The following is a 19,479-nucleotide window of genomic DNA, read 5'->3' as shown; positions in this document are numbered from 1 at the left end:
ATGTTCTGGCGCGCGTCAACCCTTCGATGACTTTTTTACTTTCTGCGAAGACTCAGCCCTCAGCCGGCTTGGACCATCGCCTCGCGCACCGCAGTTCGTAAACGCGCGAAACTTTGCGCCAGGTCCTGCCCACCGGTGTCGACGCTGAGGTCGGCCTTCGAATAGAACGCGGCCCGCCCGCTGAGGATGCGCCGCAGGTCGTCCATGGCTTCCTTGCTGGCCGCCATGGGCCGGGTGTCGCCCTGGGCCGCCACGCGGCCCATGTGCTCCTCGGGCGCGGCCTGCAGCCAGACCGTGGTGCAGTGCGCCAGCAGCTGATTGAAGGTGGCCGGGTCGGAGACGATCCCGCCCGGCGTGGCGATCACCACCTCGCTGTAGATCTGCACGGCTTCTTCGAGTGCACGGCGCTCGTAGCGGCGGTAGGCGTTGGTGCCGTAGAGGTCGTGGATCTCGCGCACGCTGCAGCCGGCGATCTTCTCGATCTCGCGGCTGAGTTCGATGAAAGGCACGTCGAGGTCGTCGGCCAACATCTGGCCCAGGGTGGACTTGCCGGCGCCGCGCAGGCCGATCAACGCAATCCGCCGGTGCCGCGCCGGGTCGCCGGCCGCGGTGCCGAGCAGCTCGCCGAGCGCGACCCGGGCCCGGCGGAGGTCGGCCTCGCTGCGGTTCTCGAGCAGCTCGCGGATCAGCAGCCACTCGGGCGAAATGGTCGTGACGTCGCCAACCAGTTCGGCCAGCGAGCACTGGAGCGCGGTCGCGACCTGCTGCAGCACCAGGATCGAGGCGTTGCCGATCCCGTATTCGAGATTGGCCAGGTGGCGCTCGGACACGTCGGCCGCCAGCGCCACCGCCTTGCGCGTCAGGCCACGGCGCGCGCGCAGGTTGCGTACGCGCTCGCCGAGCGCCGCCAGCAAGGGGTTCTTGGCTTCCTCGGCCGGCGCCGGGACTTCGGGAGAGACGGACAGCACCGCCTCCTCAGCTCGCTGATTCATGACTCGCTTTCGCTCGGCCGGCGGTTCGGCTCAGGGTTAACACCAGTACATGCATTATATTGCTTGACACCTAAGTGCTCGGTGCTTATGGTTCGCTCACAGGCAAGATACTGCACACAGTCGATTGCCGCAAGTTCAATCCCACGCGTGAGCACACTTCCATGTCCAAAGACAGCTTCCACGAACTCGTTGCCGAGCTGACGGGCCAGATCGCCGGCCGCCCGCTCGACCAGGACCTCGACCGCTGGCTCAACAGCCAGCATGGCGCCGGCAGCCCGAGCTTCGAGGCGCTCAAGCAGGCCTGCATCGATGGCGTCGCCGAGGGCTGGCTGTGCGACCGCGAAGGCGGCGGCATCCGCTACGGGCGGGTCTTCAAGGCCGAGGACGCGCTGAACCGATTCTCGGTCGACGTCGTCGACATGCGCGACCTGGCAGGCCCTCACCACACGCATCCGAACGGCGAGATCGATTTGATCATGCCGCTGGAGGGCGACGCCACCTTCGACGGCCGGCCGGCCGGCTGGTGCGTCTACCCGCCCGGGAGCGCCCATCACCCCACCGTCGCCCAAGGCCGCGCGCTGGTCCTTTATCTACTGCCCGAAGGGCAAATCAAATTCACCCAATGACCGAACTCCTCTCCAACCACGTCGGCGGCCGCTGGCAGGCCGGCAGCGGCGCCGGCACGGCGCTCTTCGACCCGGTGCTCGGCACCGAACTGGCGCGAGTCGATGCCACCGGGCTCGACCTGCCCGAGGCTTTCCGCTTTGCGCGCGACACCGGTGGGGCCGCGCTGCGCGCCCTGACCTACCGCCAACGCGCCGGCCTGCTGGCCGCGATCGTCAAGGTGCTGCAGGCGAATCGCGACGCCTACTACGAGATCGCGACGGCCAATTCGGGCACCGTGAAGAACGACTCGGCGGTCGACATCGACGGCGCGATCTTCACGCTCGGCCAGTACGCCAAGTGGGGCGACGCGCTCGGCGACGTGCGCGCACTGCGCGACGGCGACGCGGTGAAGCTCGGCAAGGAACCGGTCTTCCTGTCGCAGCACCTGCAGGTGCCGACGCACGGCGTGGCGCTGTTCATCAACGCCTTCAACTTCCCGTCCTGGGGCCTCTGGGAAAAGGCCGCCCCGGCGCTGCTTTCGGGCGTGCCGGTGATCGTCAAGCCCGCCACCTCGACCGCCTGGCTCACGCAGCGCATGGTGCACGACGTGGTCGAGGCCGGCGTGCTGCCGGCCGGCGCCCTGTCGGTGATCTGCGGCAGCTCGGCCGGCCTGATGGACCAGCTCCAACCCTTCGACGTGGTCTCGTTCACCGGCTCGGCCGAAACCGGCGCCGTGATCCGCTCGCATCCAGCCGTGTCGCAGCGCTCCGCCCGCGTGAACATCGAGGCCGACAGCCTCAACTCGGCCCTGCTGCTGCCCGACGCAGGCCCCGGCAGCGAGGCTTTCAACCTGCTGGTGCGCGAAGTGGTGCGCGAGATGACCGTGAAGTCGGGCCAGAAGTGCACCGCGATCCGCCGCATTCTCGTGCCCGCCGCGGTCTACGACGCTGCCGCCGAAGCCATCGGCGCCAAGCTGGCCGGGGTCACGGTCGGCAATCCGCGCAACGACAGCGTGCGCATGGGCTCGCTGGTGAGCCGTGCCCAGCTGGTCGCGGTGCGCGAAGGGCTGGCTGCGCTCCAGGCCCAGGCCGAGGTGCTGCACGACGGCAGTGCCAAGGCCTTGGTCGACGCCGACCCGGCCATCGCGGCCTGCATCGGCCCGGTGCTGCTGGGCGCGCGCGACGCCGATGCGGCCGACCGGGTGCACGACATCGAGGTCTTCGGTCCGGTGGCGACGCTGCTGCCCTACCGCGACCTGGCGCATGCGGTGGCCCTCGCCCATCGCGGCCAGGGCTCGCTCGTGACCTCGCTCTACGGCGCCGACGACGCGGCGCTCGGCCAGGCGGCGGTGCAGCTCGCCGCCAGCCACGGCCGCGTGCACGTGATCTCGCCCGAGGTCGCGCAGGCCCAGACCGGCCACGGCAACGTGATGCCGATGTCGATGCACGGCGGCCCGGGCCGCGCCGGCGGCGGCGCCGAACTCGGCGGCCTGCGGGCGCTGGACTTCTATCACCGCAAGAGCGCGGTGCAGGCCAGCCCCGGCGTGCTGGCGCAGCTAGGCATCCAGTAGGCCGGAGCGTACGAATACCTTGCGGGACAGACCAGGAAACTGCGCAGCAGTTTTTGCTCTGTCCTCAACTGATCAGTGAGGACACCCACGATGACCCTGCCCGACACTTTCAACTTCGCCGAGCACCTGTTCGCGCTGAACCGCGGCCGCGCCACGAAGGCGGCCTATGTCGACGACCGCGGCGCGCTCGGCTACGGCCAGCTCGAGGACCGCGCGCGCCGGCTGGCTGCCGCCCTGCTCGCCAGCGGCGTGCGGCGCGAGGACCGCGTGCTGCTGCTGATGCTCGACGGCAGCGACTGGCCGGTCAGCTTCCTGGGCAGCCTCTATGCCGGCGTGGTGCCGGTGGCGGTCAACACGCTGCTCACGGCCGACGACTACACCTACATGCTGGCCCACAGCGGCGCCACAGCGGCGCTGGTGTCGGGCGCGCTGCTGCCGGTGCTGCAGGAGGCGATGGCGAAGGCGCCGAACGCCGTGCGGACACTGTTCGTATCGCAGCCCACGGACGCCCTGCCCGACGGCGCGCAGAACTTCGACTCGGCCATCGCGGCCAGCGAACCGCTGGCGGCGCCGGCCGCCACCACGCCGCAGGACCATGCCTTCTGGCTCTACTCCTCGGGCTCGACCGGCAAGCCCAAGGGCACGGTCCACACCCACGGCAACCCCTGGTGGACCGCGGAGCTGTACGGCAAGCCGGTGCTGGGCCTGACCGAAGACGACGTCTGCTTCTCGGCCGCCAAGATGTACTTCGCCTACGGGCTGGGCAATGCGCTGACCTTCCCGCTGTCGGTCGGCGCCACGGTGCTGCTGATGGGCGAGCGGCCGACGCCCGACGCCACCTTCAAGCGCTGGACCGGCCAGGGCGGCGTCAAGCCGACGGTCTTCTTCGGCGCCCCGACCGGCTTCGCCGGCATGCTGGCCTCGCCCCGGCTGCCGGCGCGCGAGGCGGTCGCGCTGCGGATGTGCTCGTCGGCCGGCGAAGCCTTGCCGGGCGAGATCGCCCAGCGCTTCAAGGCCCATTTCGGCTGCGAGATCGTCGACGGCATCGGCTCCACCGAGATGCTGCACATCTTTCTGTCGAACCGGCCCGGCGACATCCGCTACGGCACCACGGGCAAGCCGGTCGAGGGCTACGAGATCGAGCTGCGCGGCGAGGACGGCCAGCCGGTCGCGGACGGCGAAGTCGGCGATCTCTACATCAAGGGCCCGAGCACGGCGGTGATGTACTGGGGCAACCCGGAAAAAAGCGCCGAGACCTTCCGCGACGGCTGGACCAAGAGCGGCGACAAGTACTCGCGCGACGCCGACGGCTACTACACCTACGCCGGGCGCAGCGACGACATGCTCAAGGTCAGCGGCATCTACGTCTCGCCCTTCGAGGTCGAGGCCACGCTGATGCAGCACCCGGCGGTGCTCGAAGCCGCGGTGATCGGCAAGGAAGACGCCGACGGCCTGACCAAGACCAAGGCCTACGTGGTGCGCAAGGACGGCCAGCCGGTCGGCGAGGACGAGCTCAAGGCCTTCGTCAAGGAGCGCCTGGCGCCCTACAAGTACCCGCGCTTCATCGAGTTCGTCGACGAGCTGCCCAAGACCGCCACCGGCAAGATCCAGCGCTTCCGCCTGCGCGAACGGGAAAACCAGAAGTGACGACCGACTCCGAATTCGCCGCCATCCGCTGGCGGGGCAAGGACCTGCGCGTCGAATACCAGCGCATCGCACCCGAGCGCAGCGAGGCCCCCCTGCTGGTCTTCCTGCACGAAGGCCTGGGCTCGATCTCGATGTGGAAGGATTTCCCCGAACGGCTGTGCACGGCCGGCGGCTTCCGCGGCCTGGTCTTCTCGCGCCCCGGCTACGGCCGCTCGACGCCGCGCGACGCCGACGAGACCTGGGACGTCGACTTCATGCACCGCCAGGCGCACGAGGTGCTGCCGGCCTTCTTCGAGGCGATCGGCCTGCAGGAAAAACCCTGGCTGTTCGGCCACAGCGACGGCGGCTCGATCTCGTTGCTGTACGCGGCGCAATTCCCCGACCGCGTGGCCGGGCTGGTGGTCATGGCGCCGCACATCCTGGTCGAGGACGTGACCGTCGCCAACATCGAGCTGGCGCGCCAGGCCTACCTGGACACCGACCTGCGGCAGAAACTCGGGCGCTACCACGACGACGTCGACTCCGCCTTCTGGGGCTGGAACCGGATCTGGCTGCACCCGCCCTTCCGGCGATGGAACATCGAGGGCGAGCTGGCCACCATCCGTTGCCCGATTCTTGCTATCCAGGGAATCGATGACGAGTACGGCACACTGCGCCAGATCCGCGGCATCGCCGAGCGCGTGCCCCAGACCCGGCTGCTGGAGATTCCCGACTGCGGGCATTCCCCGCATCGCGATCAGCCCGAAACGGCGATAGTGGCGACCGTTTCATTTGTCAAGTCGGAAAGTTCTCCCTGATAACCCCCTCGTCCGCGCGAGCGGAACGGTGGTCCTTGGGGGAAACTCTTACTTGAGTCATGAATAGTTTAGCAGTAAAGTAATTTCATCAACCGAAGGAGACAGTTCAATGAGCCACCGCATCGCTCGCACCACCCTCACCGCCCTGGCGCTCGCATGTGTCGCCACGCTGGGGCACGCCCAGCAGGGCAAGCTGAAGGTGGGCCTGATGCTGCCGTTCAGCGGCACCTACGCCGCGCTGGGCGTCGCCATCGAGAACGGCTTCCGGTTGCGCCTCGAGGAGCAGGGCGGCAAGTTCGCCGGCCGCGAGATCGAATTCGTCAAGGTCGACGACGAATCGGACCCGGCCAAGGCCACCGACAACGTCAACAAGCTGATCAAGCGTGACAACGTCGACGTCATCATCGGCACGGTGCATTCGGGCGTGGCGATGGCGATGGCCAAGGCGGCCAAGGAAAGCGGCACCGTGCTGATCGTGCCGAACGCCGGCGCCGATGCGGTCACCGGCCCGATGTGCGCCCAGAACATCTTCCGCAGCTCGTTCTCGAACTGGCAGCCGGCCTACGCGATGGGCGAGGTCTCCGGCAAGCAGGGCAAAAAGAAGGCGATGACCATCACCTGGAAGTACGCGGCCGGCGACGAGTCGGTGGCCGGCTTCAAGGAAGGCTTCGAGAAGGCCGGCGGCAAGGTCGACAAGCAGCTCACGGTGCCGTTCCCGAACGTCGAGTTCCAGGCCCTCCTGACCGAGATCGCGGCGGCCAAGCCCGACGTGGTGTATGCCTTCTTCGCCGGCGGCGGCGCGGTCAAGTTCGTCAAGGACTATGCGGCGGCCGGCCTCAACAAGACCATCCCGCTGGTCGGCCCCGGCTTCCTGACCGACGGCACGCTCGAGGCGCAGGGCGAATCCGCCCAGGGCATGCAGACCACCCTGCACTATGCCGACGGCCTGAACACGCCGCGCGACACGGCCTTCCGCACCGCCTATGCCAAGAGCTTCAAGCTGCAGCCTGATGTGTACGCGGTGCAGGGCTACGACGCGGCGCAGATCCTCGGCATCGGCCTCGCGGCCGTGAAGGGCGACATCTCGAAGAAGGCCGAGTTCGCGGCCGCGGTCGAGAAGGCCAAGATCGACAGCCCGCGCGGCACGTTCACGATGAACAAGGCGCACAACCCGGTGCAGGACGTCTACCTGCGCAAGGTCGAGGGCAACGAGAACAAGCTGGTGAACATCGCGGTGAAGAATCTCGCCGACCCGGCGCGCGGCTGCAAGCTGTAATCGAGAGCGAAGACACTGCATGGACTTCGGTACCTTTCTCGTTCAGTGCCTGAACTCCGTGCAGTACGGGCTGCTGCTGTTCCTGGTCGCCTCCGGACTGACGCTGATCTTCGGCATCATGGGCGTGATCAACCTGGCGCACGGCAGCTTCTACATGCTCGGGGCCTACATGGCCTTCGCGCTGTCGCCGCTGTTCGGCGACCAGTTCATCGTGATGCTGGCGGCCGGCGTGGTGCTGGCCGCGGTGTTCGGCTACTTGCTCGAGTGGGCCTTCTTCAGCTATCTCTACCAGCGTGACCACCTGCAGCAGGTGCTCATGACCTACGGGCTGATCCTGGTGTTCGAGGAGCTGCGCTCGATCCTGGTGGGCAACGACGTCCACGGCGTCAAGGCGCCGCCCTGGCTCGAGGGCAGCTTCGCGCTCGGCGATCTCATGAGCTACCCCTGGTACCGGCTGTTCGCCTCGGCGGCCTGCGTGGTGCTGGCGGTCGGGCTCTATTACGTGGTCAACCGCACGCGTCTGGGCATGATGATCCGCGCCGGCGCCAGCAACCGCGACATGGTGCGCGGGCTGGGCATCGACATCCGCCGGCTCTACCGCATCGTGTTCGCGGCCGGCGTCGCGCTCGCCGCGCTGGCCGGCATGATCGCCGCGCCGATGTCCTCGGTCTACCCGGGCATGGGCGCCAGCGTGCTGATCATCTGTTTCGTGGTGGTGGTGATCGGCGGCATCGGCTCGATCACCGGCGCACTCGTGGCTTCCCTGCTGGTCGGCTTCGTCGACACCTTCGGCAAGGTCTTCTTCGCCGAGCTGAGCGGCATGGGCGTCTACGTGCTGATGGCGATCGTCTTGATATGGCGCCCAGAAGGCCTGATGGGGCGCAAGGTCTGACATGCAACGCCTCTCCCATTCCATCCCCCTGCTTTGCGCCATCGTCCTGGCCGTGTTCGGCCCGATGCTGAGCCCCTACCTGTCCGACCTCGTGGTCAAGGTGATGATCCTGTCGATCTTCGCGCTGAGCCTCGAGCTGCTGGTCGGCATGACCGGCCTCGTGAGCCTGGGCCACGCGGCCTTCTACGGCATCGGCGCCTACGCGACCGTGCTCGGCTCGGGCAAGGACGGCGGCTCGATCGCACTGCTGCTGCCGCTGGCCATGGGCTCGGCCGCGGCCTATGCGCTGGCGGTCGGGGCGCTGAGCCTGCGCACCCGCGGCGTCTACTTCATCATGGTCACGCTGGCGTTCGCGCAGATGGCCTTCTTCGTCTTCCACGACACCGCACTCGGCGGCGGCAGCGACGGCATCTACATGTACATCCGCCCGACCCTCGGCGCCCTCGACATGGAGAACCGCTACACGCAGTTCTATGTCGTGCTGGCCGCGCTGGTGCTGACCTACGGCCTGCTGGCGCTGATCCGGCGCTCGCGCTTCGGCGCCGCGCTGGCCGGCATCCGGGTCAACGAGCAGCGCATGCGTGCGGCCGGCTTCGCGGTCTACGGCTACAAGCTGGCGGCCTTCGTGATCGCCGGCGCGCTGGCCGGGCTCGCGGGCTTCCTGCTGGCTTCGCGCGACGGCGTCGTCAACCCCGAACTGCTGGCCTGGCACAACTCGGGCGAGGTGCTGCTGATGATCATCCTGGGCGGCCTCGGCCACCTGCGCGGCGCGGTGATCGGCGCGGTCGCCTTCACCTTGCTGAAGGAGCTGCTATCCACCCATGCGCTGGTCGGGCCGCTGGCCGACCACTGGCAGCTCACGCTGGGGCTGGCGATCATCGCCTTCGTGGCGCTGCTGCCCAAGGGGATCATCGGCATCGCGGCGCGCCTGTCGCCCGCTGCGGCCAAACCGGCGAAGGGAGCTGCCGCATGACCACCCTGCTTGCGGTCGAATCGCTGACCCGCCGCTTCGGCGGACTGGTCGCGGTCAATGCGGTGAACCTGGACCTGCGGCGCGGCGAGGTGCACGCGGTGATCGGCACCAACGGCGCCGGCAAGTCGACCTTGATCAACATGCTGTCGGGCGAAATCGATGCGTCGGACGGCCGCATCTCGCTCGACGGCGAGGACATCACGACCCGGGCGCAGTTCCGCCGCGCGCTGGCCGGCGTCGGCCGCAGCTACCAGCGGACCACGATCTTCCCCGAGTTCACGGTGCTGGAGAACTGCCGGCTCGCGGCGCAGGCCGCGAACCCGCGGCCGTGGGCCATCTGGCAATCGTCCAGCCATTGCGCCGAAAGCAATGCGTCGGCCCGCGAGGCGCTGGCCGCGGCCGGCCTCGACAGCGTGGCCGAGCGCATCGCCGGCACGCTGAGCCATGGCGCCAAGCGCCAGCTCGAGGTCGCGATGTGCCTGGCGACCCGGCCGCGCGTGCTGCTGCTCGACGAGCCACTGGCCGGCATGGGCGCCGAGGAAACCGAGCGCATGCTGGCGCTGCTCACGCGCCTGAAGGACTCGCACGCGATCCTGCTGGTGGAGCACGACATGGACGCGGTGTTCCGCATCGCCGACCGCATCACGGTGATGGTCAACGGCACGGTGATCGCGACCGGCGACCCGGATGCGATCCGGACCAATCCCGAGGTGCGCACCGCCTACCTCGGCGAGGACCACTGAATGAACTGCCCCCACGCTCATCACTTCGTGTATCGCTGCCCCCCGAGGGGGCGCTCAACGCCCTTCGGGCGGCCGGACGGGCGTTGACATGCTCCAGATCGAAGCCCTCAACACCTACTACGGCGACAGCCACATCCTGCGCGGCGTCGACGTCGCGATGCCGGCCGCCACCTCGGTCGGCCTGCTCGGGCGCAACGGCATGGGCAAGACCACGCTGATCCGCTCGCTGATGGGCTACGTGCGGCCGGCCTCGGGGCGCGTCCGGCTCGATGACCAGGACGTGACCGGCTGGACGCCCGAGAAGATGGCGCGGCGCGGCATCGGCTACGTGCCCGAAGGGCGCGGCATCTTCCCCAACCTGTCGGTGCGCGAGAACCTCGTCATGAGCGCGCGCCCCGGCATCGATGGCAAGCGCGAGTGGACCTTCGAGCGCGTGATGGCGACCTTTCCGCGGCTCACCGAGCGGCTCTCGCACGGTGGCCAGCAGCTGTCGGGCGGCGAACAGCAGATGCTGTCGATCGGCCGCGCGCTGATGACCAACCCGCGGCTCATGATCCTCGACGAGGCCACCGAAGGCCTGGCGCCGCTGATCGTGGCCGAGATCTGGCGCGTGATCGCCGGCATCCGCTCGACCGGCATCGCGACCCTGATCGTCGACCGCGACTGGCGCCGCGTGCTCGGCCACACCGACCTCGCGGTGGTGATGGAAAAAGGCCGCATCGTGCGGCATGGCGCCTCGGCCGAGCTGCTTGCCGAGCCGGCCGTGCTGGAAGAGCTGCTGGGGGTCTGAGCTAGGGCGCCGGCGCCGCCGCGAAGGCCGCGCAGATCTCGCCCGTGATGCGCAGGAAGCGGTCGATGTCTGCCGCCGAATTGCAATGCAGCGGCGACACCCGCACCGCGCCTTCGAGGCCGAACGAATCGAGCATGCGCTTCGAGTACAGGCTGGAGGCGACCCGCTCGTAGACGATGACGCCACGCTTCTCGTACTCGCGCACCGCCTGGGCATGCTCGAGATTGTCGATGCCGATCGCGAGGATCAGATCTCGCTTGGTCAGGTCTTCGAAGTCGAGGAACACCTGGACGCCGTCCATCGCGCGCAGGCCCGGCGTCTGCGCCGTGCCGTCGAGCAGGCGCGCCAGCAAGGCGCGTTCGTGCAGCTCGATCTTCTCGATGCCCGAGGCGAACCGGGCTCGCCGGTCGTCGCTGTCCACGAACTGGCCGCCCAGCCAGCACACGTAGTCGACGATCGCGCTCACGACCGCGAACTGCCACGGCGCGGCGCTGCCCAGGTCCCAGAAATCCTTCTTCTTGCCCGCGAGCTTGTGGTGCGGCAGCACGGCGGCGCGCTCCGACACCCACGACATGCCGGAGCCCCGGCAGCCGAAGAACTTATAGGGCGCGATGTTGATGCCGTCCACCGGCGTCTGCTGCAGGTCGATCAGCCCGTGCGGCGCGTGCTGCACGGCGTCCACGACGATGTAGAGATCGGGCTTGATCGCCCGCGCGCGCTTGACGATCTCGCTCACATCCAGCTTGGCGCCGGAGATGTTGGACGCGTAGATCACGCTGAGCAAGGATGTTTCCTGGTCGACCAGTCGAACGATGGCGTCGATGTCCACGCCGCCCGTCACGGGGTTCGAAGGCGCGACGCGCAGTTGCTTGCCGGTGCGCCCGGCGTAGAGCGACATGGCGTCGAAGGAGGACGGATGTTCGAGCACGGTGGTCACCATGTTCGTGCCGGGCACGTTCTCGGCGATGGCGCGGACCATGTCGAACATCGCGCCCGACGCCGTCAGCGACGCGTACACGCTTCCGCCCCTGGCGTTGAGGATCGTGCGGAGGTCGTCGCTCCCCTTGGCCTGGACCTGCTGCAAGAAGACTGCAAGCTCGTGGATGCGCTCGGGGCAGTCGGGCAGCGCGTCGATCAGGGCGAACTGTTCGACCGCCGCCTTGAGGCGGAAGGAGCCGCCCGCGTTGTCGAAGAACAGGCGCTCGCGGCCCGACATGTCGTGGTCGACGTAGTGGAACCGGCTCTTGATCTGCGCGATCAATGTGTCGGAGAAAAGCTCGCCTTGCGAGTGAGCGGTCATGGCTGGTTTTTCCTTCATTTCTGGAAGCGATGTGATTCGCTACGATTCGGGGAGCAAAAGCGATCGATCACCACGCCAGGAGCCAGCCCTTCATGATGACCTTCAAGCAGCTCGAGGCGCTCTACTGGATCGGTGAACTCGGCAGCTTCGCGCTCGCGGCCAACAAGCTGCATACCTCGCAGTCGGCCATCTCCAAGCGCGTGCACGAGCTCGAGACGGCCTTCGACACCGCACTCTTCGACCGCAGCCAGCGCTCGGCGCGACTGACGGACAAGGGCGAGGAGATGTTCGTGCTGGCCAGGAAGCTGCTCGAGCAGCGCGATGCCGCGGTCGAGCAGTTCGGCCGGGTCGACGTGATCGAGCGGCGCGTGCGCATCGGCGTCACCGAGCTCACCGCCATGACCTGGCTGCCGCGCTGGGTCGAGCTGATCCAGGTGCACTATCCGAAGGTCACGCTCGAGCCCGACGTCGACAGCAGCGTCAACCTGCGCGAGAAGGTGCTGGCCGACGAACTCGACCTGATCATCGTGCCCGACGCCTTTTCCGACACCCGCATCCCGGCCAAGGCAGTGGGCAGCGTCGAGAGCGCCTGGATGTGCAAGCCGGGCGTGGTGCCGGCCGGCAAGCCGATCCGGCTGCACGAACTCGCGGGCCACCAGATGCTGCTGCAGGGCTCGCGCTCGGGCACCGGGCTGCTCTACGACAGCTGGATGAAGGACCTCGGCGTGCAGCCGGCCAGGCCGATCGTGATCCACAACCTGGTCGCGCTGATCGGCCTGACCATCTCGGGCCTGGGCGTGAGCTACCTGCCGAAGGACGCGGTCGCGCAGATGCTCGACGACGGCCTGCTGGTGCAGCTCGACGTGCTGCCCGCCCTGCCCCCGGTGGCCTACGTCGCGATGTACAAGGGCGAGCATCGGAGTTCGCTCCTGGCCTCCATCATCATGCTGGCGCAGGAGTGCTGCGACTTCACGCGGATGTTCCAGGCCAGCTAGGGTGAACATGCCCTGGCTCAGACACCCTTGTTGTTCGGATGCCGGTAGGCGTCCTTGACGGCATCGGTCATCGGGAAATTGAGGTTTGCATTGGCCGGCGGGATCGGCTTCATGAACCACTTCGTGTAGATCTCGTCGATGGCGCCCGACTTCATCAGCTCGGTCACGGTGCGGTCGACGATCTCCTTGAATTGCGGGTCGTCCTTGCGGTACATGATCCCGTAGGGTTCCTGGCGCAGCGACTCCTGCGTCAGGATCCTGAAATCGCCGGGGTTGGGGGACGTGGCGATCAGGCCAGCCAGTTGCACGTCGTCCAGGATGTAGGCCGCTGTGCGGTCGGAAGCCAGCAGCAGGAAGCCGTCCGCCGTGTCCTTGGCCGCCAGTTCCTCAACCTCGATGTTCCCGCTCTTGCGATAACCGCGCAGCAATTGCACGCCGGTGCTGCCGGCGACGGTCGAGATCTTCTTGCCGTTGAGGTCGGCGAACGAGTGGATGGCCGAGTTCTTCTTCACTGCCGCGGTGATGCTGGTGACGAAATGGCTCGGCGCGAAGTCCACCTGCTGCTGGCGCTGGACCGTGTTGGTCGTGGTCGCGCAGTCGAGGTCGACGGTGCCGTTGGTCAGGAGCGGGATCCGGTTGGTCGAGGTCAGCGTCGTATAGCGCACCTCCAGATTGGGCATGCCGAGCCTGGCCTTGACGGCATCGACGATCTTCAGGCAGACGTCGTTGGTGAAGCCGACCGGGTCGGCGCTGCCGCCCGGCTTGTAGGAAAAGGGGATCTGGCTGTCGCGGCTGCCGATGGTGATGGCACCACTGGCCTTGATCTTGGCCAGCGTGTCGGACTGGGCGAACGCGGTGCCGCCGGCGCACAGGAGCAGGGCGGCAAGGCCGAGCGACGAAGAACGAAGGAATCTCATTTCAAGGCCTTTCAGAGGTGGGCTCGCGGCGGGGGGCCGTCGAGGCGACGGCGAAGCCCGCATCACGCTTGGAAAGTCGATTCTGAAAGGATGTCAGCGCGTCAAAAAGCGATTTAATTTCACGACGATGCAGTCGAAAAAGTGATTTGTTCGGTGCCGAGCTCGAAAGCCGCCGCCCGGCAAGTAGCGCGAGCCGCTCCGGCCGTCAATCCACGAGATCGGGGTCGCTGCGGATGATCTCGTCCCAGAGCGTCTGGAACGACAGCCAGCCGAAGGTCGGCGACCCGAGCACCGACGCCAGCCAGCGGGCGTCCTCGGGCGCCCACTGCGTCGGCGTGCCCGCGGCCTCGGCCAGCAACTGGGCTTCGCAGCATCGGTTCATGAGCACGAACCACCAGGCGGCTTCGTCGATGGTCTGGCCGGTCGTGAAGATGCCGTGGCCGCCATGGATGGCCATGCGGTGCTGGCCGAATCCGTCGGCGAAGCGGCGCGCCGTCTCGGCGTCCCGCACGACGCGCGGCGCCAGGATGAGCGCCTGGTTCTCGAAGAAGATGCAGGCGTCCTGGGTGATGGGGTCCAGCCGGCGCTCGAAGGACGACCAGGTCGACGCATGCAGCGCATGGGCGTGGCAGACCGCGTTGACCTCGGGGCGCGCCCGGTGCACCGCGGTGTGCAGCAGCAGGCCGACCGGGTTGACCATGCCGCTGCCGCGCACCACCAGGCCCTGCGGATCGACCTGGACCAGGTGCGAGACCTTGATCTGGTGCATGGCGATCCCCACCGGGTTGACCCAGAAATGGTCGGGGAGCTCGGGGTCGCGCAAGGTGACGTGGCCCAGCAGCCCGTCGGAGAAGCCGCGCCGGCCGAAGATGCGGCAGGTGGCCGCGAGGCGCTGCAGCGCATGCGCGCGCTCGGCCTCCCTGGATTCGAAACGCGGCGGGGCACGGGTCGCGAAGTTCTGTACGCCGATCTGCACGGTGGCGCTCCTTGGGATGGCCGAGGCGAGGACCTTACTCCCAAGCCAGCGCCGGGCCAAGCGATGCACAATCCGCTGCGCGCACCACCGAGGAGCCCTGCCATGACAGTCCCACTGACCCCGGCCGCAGAACTCGCCAAGCAGGCAAAGACGCCCTTCCCCGGCGCGTCGGCCGACTACGAGACGGCCCGCCAGGCGCTGCTGGCGCAGGAGATCGAGTTCCGTCGCCACATGACGCGACTGACCGAGCAGCGCCGCGCGCTGCCGCCTGGGCCGGTGATCGAGAAGGACTACCGCTTCAAGGACGAGCAGGCCTTCGAGGTCGGCCTGATCGACCTCTTCGGCGACAAGGACACGCTGGTCACCTATTTCTGGATGTACGGGCCGCAGCGCGAACGGCCGTGTCCGATGTGCACCAACTGGCTCGGCGCGGTGAACGGCAATGCGGCCGACATCAAGCAGCGGGTGGCGCTCAAGATCCTGGGGCGCTCATCGGTCGAGCGGCAGTTCGCCTTCGCGCAGGAGCGCGGCTGGCGCGACCTGAACTTCGTCCAGACCGTCGGCGACGACTACGCCAGGGACATCGGGGTGCTGTTGCCGGACGGCAGCGAATATCCGGCGCTGATCGTGTTCCGGCGCGATGGCGACCGGGTGCGGCTGTTCTGGGCCAGCGAGATGACGCGCGAGATGGCCGACCCGGGCCAGGATCCGCGCGACGCGCCCGACATCGCCTCGCTCTGGTCGGTGCTGGACCTGACGCCGGGCGGGCGCGGCACCGATTGGTATCCGAAGCTCAACTACTGACGGGGCATCGATGCAAGCCTTGCAACATCTCTTCGCAGCCGGACCGGGCTGAAGGGCGGCGCCCTGTCCATGCCCTCCGACGCAGCCGAACCATCGCCCCCTGCCGCCGGCTTCTTCGCGGAGCTGCCGCTGCTCGCCACCGAACGCGACACCTTCGAGCCGGACGGCTGGCGGCCGGCCCCGGGCGACTGGGCGCTGGCGGTGACCGACATCGTCGACTCGACGGGTGCGATCGCCAGAGGGCTCCACAAGACGGTCAATTTCGTGGCGGCCATGGGCATCGCGGGCCTGCGCAATCTTTGCGCGCCCGTCCGCATCCCCTTCCTGTTCGGCGGCGACGGGGCGGTCGTGCTGGTGCCGCCGGCATGCATCGAGCGGGCCCGCATCGAGCTCGCGCGGGCCCGTGGGCAGGCGGCGCGCGATTTCGGCCTCACGCTGCGCGCGGGCCTGGTCCCGGTCGACACCCTGCGCCGCTTCGGCTGCGACGTGCTGGTGGGCCGGTTCGAGCCGACGCCGGGCAACAGCTTCGGTGTTTTCCTCGGCGGCGGTGTCGGTGTTCTCGAGGCCGCGGTCAGAGGGCACGGCAATGCCGAGCTGGGCCGCCTCGCCGCCATCCCCGAATCGCTGGACGACGGCGAGCCGGTCAACCTGGAGGGCCTGTCGTGCCGGTGGGACACGCTGCATTCGACCCGCGGCACGATGCTGACCATGATCGTGCGCGGCCGGGCCGGGCTGCGCGAGGTCTATGCCGACATCCTCCGACTCGCCGGCCCGGACGACCAGGCGCGCCCGGTCAGCCTGAACACCCTGCGGGCGCGCTGGCCGCCGAAGGGCTTCATGCTCGAGGCGCGCGCGCGGCGACGCAAAGGGTCGCTGCTGGCCTGGACCGCGCGCGTGCTGGCAGAGACCCTGCTGGCGCGGATCGTCCTGGCGCGCGGCAAGCCCATCGGCGGCTTCGATCCTGAGCGCTATCGGCGCGAGATCGTCACCAATACCGACTTCTGCAGGCACGACGAAACGCTGTGCTTCGTCATCGACTGTCCCCTGGCGGCGGTCGACCCGATCAGGAAGTACATGGCCGAGAAAGCACTGTCGGACGGCATTCGCTACGGCATTCATCTGTCGGACACCGCGCTCATGACCTGCCTTGTGACCTCGCCGGCCGACAGCCTTCACGTGCACTTCGTCGACGGCGGCGGCGGCGGCTATACGAGCGCGTCCAGGAGCCTCAAGGGTGTGCAGCCCTAGCGCGCCGCGCCCAGCGCCAGCGGGATCTCGGTGCGGTCGTCGCCATAGCTGATCTCGAGCTTGCCGTCGGGGCTCCCACGCGGAATCACGAAATTCACGCGGCCCTCCTTGGCCGACCGCGCGGGCACCAGTTCGTTCAGGCCGCCATCGGGCGCCATGGGCACGCCGCCGACGATCCATCGGAACGAGCGGTCCCAGAAGTTCGTGTCGTAGTTGCCGTGGTTCGTCAGGCGCAGCCGGATGGTCAGCGCCTCCTGCTCGGCGGTCTGGGGCGACAGCTCGGCCTGCAGCAGCGTGAAGGTCACGTTGCCCGAGCCCGGGCCGAGCGTGTAGTCGCGCAGGGCGGGGAGCTCGACGGCGCGGGCGGCCGCGCCGGAGGTCGGCGGCGCGCTCGGCACGGGCGGGGGTGCTGGCAGCTGCGCCGAAGGCTGGGTGGCGGCTGGCGGACTCGGGGGCCCGATCCAGCCCGCCTGCCTGACCGCGACGATCAGCCCGGCCACTGCGGTCACGGCCGCGGTCAGGCTCGTGATGACACCGGGCAGGGTCTGCCACCAGCGCCTGGGCTTCTCTTCGTCGCTCATGGATCCTCCTGAAAGGCCGACAGGCATCGAATTCTGAGACGCGAAGGGGCGGCTGTCACTCGCCGCGGTTCAGCCGCACGGGGGCGCGTACGGCCGCTCGGCGCCGACGTAGCGTCGCCACTCCTCGACCGTCAACCTGCGTCCGGCGAGTCGGCAAGCCACTTGCGCCCATCGGCCGACGTCGGCCTCGAACAAGAAGCGTTGCTCCGCCTGCGAACCGGTGCCGGCGATCCAGCCCGCGCCATCCGGTGCTGCGCCGAGCAGCCCGGCGCCCGGCGGCAGTGCGACCGCGGTATCCAACGGCGCGGCGGCGGGCAGGTCCCAGAACAGCAGCCGGCCGCCGACCTGCACCGCGACCCGCGTGCTGTCGGTCGCGAACACGGGGTTGCCGGCGATCGATTCGCCCATCTCGCCCGGCAGCTCCGCGCCGTCCACGACCGGCTGGCGATCGCTGGTGCGGACCAGGGTCAATCGCGGCACCTCGACGCTGGAGAGGCCGCTGGTGTCGACATTGAAGGGCGACGGCGCCGGCGCAGTGGTGCCTGGCCAGGCGATCCAGCGTCCGTCGGGGCTGCGCACGCCACGGGCCTCGGACCGCGGCGGCGCGGGCTCCGGCCCGGTCCATGGCTGCCAGCGGCCGCGGTCGACCGGCAGCGTCACGAACAGCCTGCCGTCCTGGCCGGCCGACACCAGCGTGCGTCCGTCGGCCGCGAACGCCAGGCCGCGCACGGCGCCCGCATGGCGCAGCAGCACCTGCCCCGGCCATGGCTGCGCGTCGGCGGCCCATGACCAGCGCATCACCGCGCCGTTGCCGTGGCCGGTCGCGACGAAGCGGCCGTCCGGGGACACCGCCATCCGCTCCAGCGCGCCTTGCCCCGGCACGTCCTGCGTCGCGACGCGCTCGCCGCTCCGGGCATCGAAGACCTCGATGCGTCCGCCGCGCGAGGCGGCGAACAACCAGCGGCCGGAGGCGTCGAACGCCAGCGCCGCCACCGTGCCGATGGCCGAAGTCGCAAACCTGGGAACGGCGGCGCCGGGCGCGACGGCGGCAGCCTGCATGAAGCCCTGGTCGCCGCCCGCGACGACCCAGCGGCCATCGGGGCTGAACGCCACGGCCGCGAGGTCGACCGCCGGGTTCAGCAGCAGCCGGGCGGTGCGGCTGGCGAGGTCGTGCAGCCGCAGCGACCTGCCGCTGGACACGGCGGCCAGCGTCGTGCCGTCCGGACTGAACGCCAGGCCGAAGACGAAGCTCGGTGTAGCCTCGCCGATCTTGTCGCCATCCGGCATGGTGCTGCTGCCCGTGCCCGTGTGCACGCTGATCTCGCGGCTGGACCCGGCATGCGCCCAGCTCCGGCCATCGGGCGCGAAGGCGATGGCCGTGACGGCACCGTAGAGGTTGATGCCGACCTTCGGCGCCACGACGGTCTCGACCGTGGGCCGGTCCAGCGCGCCCCGCAGCACCGCGCCATGCGCGTCGGCCAGCGCCAGCGCATCGCCCTGGGGGCTCACTGCCAGGGCGGCGAAGGCCGCCGGGTGCTGCTGCAGGCGCGTGACGGGCAACGACGACATCGCCCCCAGCAGGGCGGCGTCCGATGCGGGCGTGCGCGTGATCGCCTGCGACTGCACCGCCAGCAGCAGCGCGCGCACCGGATCGCGCACCAGCGACGCCGTCGACTGGGCCGCGAGTTGACGCGAGAGCGCCTGGTCGCGCAGTGCGTTGGCCCGGTCGCGCTCGCGCACGGCGACCAGCGCCTGCCAGGCCGCCAGGGCCGCCAGCACGGCCAGCCCCAGCCCCACCGCGCCCACGAGGGCACGCCACAGCCGGTTCGCCGTCAGCCTGCGTGGCGCCGTGAGCAGCCGGGCCACGAGCGGGTCGGTCGCAAGGCCCCGGGTCGCTGAATCGGACTGTTCATCGAGCCAGATGCTCCCGGCGTGCTGCAGCCATGGCTGCACGGCATCGGACAGCGCAGGGTCGCGGAAGCTGCCGTCGAGGCAGACCGGGATCACCGGCCGGCCCGGCCGCTGCGCCCGGAAGGTCTCGACCTCGGTACGCACCCAGTTCGGCCGCTCCAGCGTGCCGCGGTTGACGACCACCACCAGCAGCTTCGAGCGCAGCAGCGCCCGCCTCAGGGTGTCGGACAGCGGTTCGCCGGGCGGCGCCTCGTCTTCGCTGAAGAACACGCTCAGGTCCCGCTCGCGCAGCCTCCGGGCAAGGTCCGATGCGTAGCTCTGCGTGCCGCGCGGCGGTCCGCCGAGAGCGAAGGAGACGAACACGTCGTAGCCGAAAAGACGCGAGGCGAACGAGGCCTTCGGGGCTTGCGGGGAAGGCGATGGGGCCGGCGTGTCCTTCACGGCGCCATTCTGGCGGATGG

At 69.0% G+C, this 19,479-nt stretch carries 18 protein-coding genes; 12 read left to right on the top strand and 6 right to left on the bottom strand.

Going from position 1 to position 19,479, the window contains the following annotated elements:
• Nucleotides 1-59: 59 nt before the first annotated feature.
• A complete protein-coding gene (locus QTI68_RS11230; RefSeq protein ID WP_286521624.1) occupies nucleotides 60-992 on the bottom strand; it encodes a helix-turn-helix transcriptional regulator in 933 nt (310 codons plus the stop codon).
• 161 nt (nucleotides 993-1,153) lie between these two features.
• Between QTI68_RS11230 and QTI68_RS11225 the strand changes: the two genes are divergently transcribed.
• The 9 genes from QTI68_RS11225 (at nucleotide 1,154) to QTI68_RS11185 (ending at nucleotide 10,286) form a co-directional block, all read left to right on the top strand.
• Nucleotides 1,154-1,618 (top strand): 4-hydroxylaminobenzoate lyase, encoded by a 465-nt coding sequence (locus QTI68_RS11225; RefSeq protein WP_286521623.1) that lies wholly within the window; start codon nucleotides 1,154-1,156, stop codon nucleotides 1,616-1,618.
• Nucleotides 1,615-3,168: a 3,4-dehydroadipyl-CoA semialdehyde dehydrogenase gene (locus QTI68_RS11220; protein ID WP_286521621.1), complete on the top strand. Its 1,554-nt coding sequence runs from the start codon at nucleotides 1,615-1,617 to the stop codon at nucleotides 3,166-3,168. The genes QTI68_RS11225 and QTI68_RS11220 overlap by 4 nt, the downstream gene beginning before the upstream one ends.
• A gap of 90 nt (nucleotides 3,169-3,258) precedes the next feature.
• A complete protein-coding gene (locus QTI68_RS11215) occupies nucleotides 3,259-4,815 on the top strand; it encodes a benzoate-CoA ligase family protein (RefSeq protein ID WP_286521619.1) in 1,557 nt (518 codons plus the stop codon).
• On the top strand, nucleotides 4,812-5,612 hold the full coding sequence (locus QTI68_RS11210; protein ID WP_286521617.1) for an alpha/beta fold hydrolase: 801 nt from the start codon (nucleotides 4,812-4,814) through the stop codon (nucleotides 5,610-5,612). Before QTI68_RS11215 ends, QTI68_RS11210 begins: the two co-directional genes overlap by 4 nt.
• 109 nt (nucleotides 5,613-5,721) lie before the next feature.
• Complete coding sequence (locus tag QTI68_RS11205) at nucleotides 5,722-6,888, top strand: ABC transporter substrate-binding protein (protein WP_286521616.1); 1,167 nt, start codon at nucleotides 5,722-5,724, stop codon at nucleotides 6,886-6,888.
• 19 nt (nucleotides 6,889-6,907) lie between these two features.
• Nucleotides 6,908-7,780 carry a branched-chain amino acid ABC transporter permease gene (locus QTI68_RS11200; protein WP_286508674.1) on the top strand — a complete coding sequence of 291 codons (873 nt, stop codon included), beginning with the start codon at nucleotides 6,908-6,910 and terminating at the stop codon, nucleotides 7,778-7,780.
• Nucleotide 7,781: 1 nt separating this feature from the next.
• Complete coding sequence (locus QTI68_RS11195) at nucleotides 7,782-8,753, top strand: branched-chain amino acid ABC transporter permease (protein ID WP_286521615.1); 972 nt, start codon at nucleotides 7,782-7,784, stop codon at nucleotides 8,751-8,753.
• A complete protein-coding gene (locus QTI68_RS11190; RefSeq protein WP_286521614.1) occupies nucleotides 8,750-9,496 on the top strand; it encodes an ABC transporter ATP-binding protein in 747 nt (248 codons plus the stop codon). Before QTI68_RS11195 ends, QTI68_RS11190 begins: the two co-directional genes overlap by 4 nt.
• An 88-nt stretch (nucleotides 9,497-9,584) precedes the next feature.
• A complete protein-coding gene (locus QTI68_RS11185) occupies nucleotides 9,585-10,286 on the top strand; it encodes an ABC transporter ATP-binding protein (protein ID WP_286521613.1) in 702 nt (233 codons plus the stop codon).
• Nucleotide 10,287: 1 nt separating this feature from the next.
• Here the strand turns inward: QTI68_RS11185 and QTI68_RS11180 are convergent, their stop codons facing one another.
• Nucleotides 10,288-11,586 (bottom strand): aminotransferase class V-fold PLP-dependent enzyme, encoded by a 1,299-nt coding sequence (locus QTI68_RS11180; protein ID WP_286521612.1) that lies wholly within the window; start codon nucleotides 11,584-11,586, stop codon nucleotides 10,288-10,290.
• A 95-nt stretch (nucleotides 11,587-11,681) separates the two neighbouring features.
• Here QTI68_RS11180 and QTI68_RS11175 point away from each other — a divergent pair, with 95 nt between their 5' ends.
• Nucleotides 11,682-12,581 (top strand): LysR family transcriptional regulator, encoded by a 900-nt coding sequence (locus tag QTI68_RS11175; protein WP_286522254.1) that lies wholly within the window; start codon nucleotides 11,682-11,684, stop codon nucleotides 12,579-12,581.
• Nucleotides 12,582-12,598: 17 nt separating this feature from the next.
• On the opposite strand, the gene QTI68_RS11170 is transcribed toward QTI68_RS11175, so the two are convergent.
• A complete protein-coding gene (locus QTI68_RS11170; RefSeq protein WP_286521611.1) occupies nucleotides 12,599-13,498 on the bottom strand; it encodes an amino acid ABC transporter substrate-binding protein in 900 nt (299 codons plus the stop codon).
• A 205-nt stretch (nucleotides 13,499-13,703) separates the two neighbouring features.
• Nucleotides 13,704-14,474, bottom strand: a complete 771-nt coding sequence (locus QTI68_RS11165) for a class II aldolase/adducin family protein (RefSeq protein ID WP_286521610.1) — start codon at nucleotides 14,472-14,474, stop codon at nucleotides 13,704-13,706.
• 102 nt (nucleotides 14,475-14,576) lie between these two features.
• Here QTI68_RS11165 and QTI68_RS11160 point away from each other — a divergent pair, with 102 nt between their 5' ends.
• Both QTI68_RS11160 and QTI68_RS11155 read left to right on the top strand, forming a co-directional pair.
• The gene (locus QTI68_RS11160; RefSeq protein WP_286521609.1) at nucleotides 14,577-15,278 is read left to right on the top strand and encodes a DUF899 family protein; all 702 of its coding nucleotides are present in this window, start codon (nucleotides 14,577-14,579) and stop codon (nucleotides 15,276-15,278) included.
• A 69-nt stretch (nucleotides 15,279-15,347) separates the two neighbouring features.
• Nucleotides 15,348-16,526: a DUF3095 family protein gene (locus tag QTI68_RS11155; protein ID WP_286521608.1), complete on the top strand. Its 1,179-nt coding sequence runs from the start codon at nucleotides 15,348-15,350 to the stop codon at nucleotides 16,524-16,526.
• Here QTI68_RS11155 and QTI68_RS11150 read toward each other — a convergent pair.
• Together QTI68_RS11150 and QTI68_RS11145 are read right to left on the bottom strand one after the other, a co-directional pair.
• Nucleotides 16,523-17,107 carry a hypothetical protein gene (locus QTI68_RS11150; protein ID WP_286521607.1) on the bottom strand — a complete coding sequence of 195 codons (585 nt, stop codon included), beginning with the start codon at nucleotides 17,105-17,107 and terminating at the stop codon, nucleotides 16,523-16,525. The two genes, QTI68_RS11155 and QTI68_RS11150, sit on opposite strands and share 4 nt — an antisense overlap.
• Nucleotides 17,108-17,176: 69 nt before the next feature.
• Nucleotides 17,177-19,459 carry a toll/interleukin-1 receptor domain-containing protein gene (locus QTI68_RS11145; protein WP_286521606.1) on the bottom strand — a complete coding sequence of 761 codons (2,283 nt, stop codon included), beginning with the start codon at nucleotides 19,457-19,459 and terminating at the stop codon, nucleotides 17,177-17,179.
• Between the last annotated feature and the right edge of the window lie 20 nt (nucleotides 19,460-19,479).

The organism is Variovorax sp. J31P207 (assembly GCF_030316965.1).
Taxonomy (GTDB): domain Bacteria; phylum Pseudomonadota; class Gammaproteobacteria; order Burkholderiales; family Burkholderiaceae_C; genus Variovorax; species Variovorax ginsengisoli_B.
Note: the sequence above shows the minus strand (reverse complement) of the source record. Positions and strands in the feature narration are given on the sequence as shown.

Coding starts and splice junctions, on each gene's coding strand:
- QTI68_RS11195 (WP_286521615.1), top strand. CDS start 7,782: ATGCAACGCCTCTCCCATTCCATCCCCCTGCTTTGCGCCATCGTCCTG.
- QTI68_RS11155 (WP_286521608.1), top strand. CDS start 15,348: ATGCCCTCCGACGCAGCCGAACCATCGCCCCCTGCCGCCGGCTTCTTC.
- QTI68_RS11225 (WP_286521623.1), top strand. CDS start 1,154: ATGTCCAAAGACAGCTTCCACGAACTCGTTGCCGAGCTGACGGGCCAG.
- QTI68_RS11205 (WP_286521616.1), top strand. CDS start 5,722: ATGAGCCACCGCATCGCTCGCACCACCCTCACCGCCCTGGCGCTCGCA.
- QTI68_RS11150 (WP_286521607.1), bottom strand. CDS start 17,107: ATGAGCGACGAAGAGAAGCCCAGGCGCTGGTGGCAGACCCTGCCCGGT.
- QTI68_RS11215 (WP_286521619.1), top strand. CDS start 3,259: ATGACCCTGCCCGACACTTTCAACTTCGCCGAGCACCTGTTCGCGCTG.
- QTI68_RS11180 (WP_286521612.1), bottom strand. CDS start 11,586: ATGACCGCTCACTCGCAAGGCGAGCTTTTCTCCGACACATTGATCGCG.
- QTI68_RS11185 (WP_286521613.1), top strand. CDS start 9,585: ATGCTCCAGATCGAAGCCCTCAACACCTACTACGGCGACAGCCACATC.
- QTI68_RS11220 (WP_286521621.1), top strand. CDS start 1,615: ATGACCGAACTCCTCTCCAACCACGTCGGCGGCCGCTGGCAGGCCGGC.
- QTI68_RS11175 (WP_286522254.1), top strand. CDS start 11,682: ATGACCTTCAAGCAGCTCGAGGCGCTCTACTGGATCGGTGAACTCGGC.
- QTI68_RS11170 (WP_286521611.1), bottom strand. CDS start 13,498: ATGAGATTCCTTCGTTCTTCGTCGCTCGGCCTTGCCGCCCTGCTCCTG.
- QTI68_RS11160 (WP_286521609.1), top strand. CDS start 14,577: ATGACAGTCCCACTGACCCCGGCCGCAGAACTCGCCAAGCAGGCAAAG.
- QTI68_RS11200 (WP_286508674.1), top strand. CDS start 6,908: ATGGACTTCGGTACCTTTCTCGTTCAGTGCCTGAACTCCGTGCAGTAC.
- QTI68_RS11230 (WP_286521624.1), bottom strand. CDS start 992: ATGAATCAGCGAGCTGAGGAGGCGGTGCTGTCCGTCTCTCCCGAAGTC.
- QTI68_RS11190 (WP_286521614.1), top strand. CDS start 8,750: ATGACCACCCTGCTTGCGGTCGAATCGCTGACCCGCCGCTTCGGCGGA.